The following is a 1,315-nucleotide window of genomic DNA, read 5'->3' on the forward strand; positions in this document are numbered from 1 at the left end:
GCGCTGAGAGATCCCCATAAATCAGCGCTAATAAATCAACACCATATTTTGGTAGGTTTTGGCGAGATGGTTGAGAACAGTACTGAGTACTATTTGCGTTAAAATCAGCGGTGAATGTCGCAGGATATTCACCGCTAACGTCAGATATGAGATGACACGTCGTGACTTAATGCTGTTAGCTTGATATCTAAGATGTAATCCCTTATTTTCAGCGTGATATCCGATAAGCCACAATACTATTGTGCTCAGGGTCGCCAACAGGCTCAGTACGTGCATTCTTTCTGCTGAACGGCTATAGCTGGCACGAAGCCCGAACCCGAATCGTTCGCTTTTTTCATCCCTGAAATTTTGCTCGATTTGCATTCTTCTTCCGTATAATTTCATGATTTTACATGGCTTAAAGTCGTCAGTGCTACTGAATATGAGCCACGGTTCTTTTGCAGCAGCGCGTCCATCTTTTATTTGTGATGGTCTGGCTATGCCACAGCGGGAACGTTTATTTCTCCGTCCTTTGGCGGTTTTTTTGTGAAGGTAAAAATGCCCGTCACATTGAGCATATTTTGCACGTGCAAGTGTCCCCTGCCCCAGATATTCGGGCTTACTGCCAGCCTGTAATTCCTGACGCCTGAACCAGTATTCGCCTTTGCTGTCCAGGCGCATCTGGGTATTTCCCCGGATGCGGCCAATAAAATCCCAACCGAGAGATTTGATATGCCTGAACCAGGCATTCTGGAATCCTGCATCAGTAATAATGATAACTCTGGCCTGAGGATTCACTGCCGCGGCCAGGGTGTTAAGGAAGTCTTCTTGTATCTGCGCGTTTTGTTGTTTTTTTGATGGAACAACCCGGCTTAATAACGGTATCGAACGTCCATCACAGATAAGACTGGCACGAAGAACGTGATTGTCCTGAGACGGATAGCCACTCCAGTCAACAGCAATAACACACAGAGATAACTGACTCGTCAGCATTGAGATAATATTTTTAAAAATCAGAGGAATATCACGATGTAGTGCCTCGTTACCCAAGAGGCGATCAACGCGTTTGATTTTATTTTTGACCTGAGCGGTTCCGGGTAAATAACGTCCGATACTGGTGAGTGTCAGTGATGCGCCATTGATAAGTGCAATGGTGGCATCCAGCAATGCACTCTGCCGATACTTGTGAAATGGTGCTAATGCATCATGGAAAAAATTCTGACATATATGACGGGCAGGCATGGAGTCGATCTCATTGAATTTATTTGATATTCAGTAGATCATAAAACTCCACACCTGTCTTTTATTACCCGCCCATTACTGGGGATTCCTCAGC

1 protein-coding gene is annotated in these 1,315 nt (G+C 45.0%); it reads right to left on the reverse strand.

Features of this window, described 5'->3' with window-relative positions; genetic code table 11:
• Positions 1-27 precede the first annotated feature (27 nt).
• A complete protein-coding gene (locus U868_RS0104990) occupies positions 28-1,221 on the reverse strand; it encodes an IS4 family transposase (RefSeq protein ID WP_025152334.1) in 1,194 nt (397 codons plus the stop codon).
• Between the last annotated feature and the right edge of the window lie 94 nt (positions 1,222-1,315).

Origin of the sequence: Morganella morganii H1r, from assembly GCF_000633515.1 — a bacterium.
Taxonomy (GTDB): Bacteria; Pseudomonadota; Gammaproteobacteria; order Enterobacterales; family Enterobacteriaceae; genus Morganella; species Morganella morganii_B.

Bases quoted from the DNA above. Each gene is read 5' to 3' on its own strand.
- U868_RS0104990 (WP_025152334.1), bottom strand. From the start codon at position 1,221: ATGCCTGCCCGTCATATATGTCAGAATTTTTTCCATGATGCATTAGCA.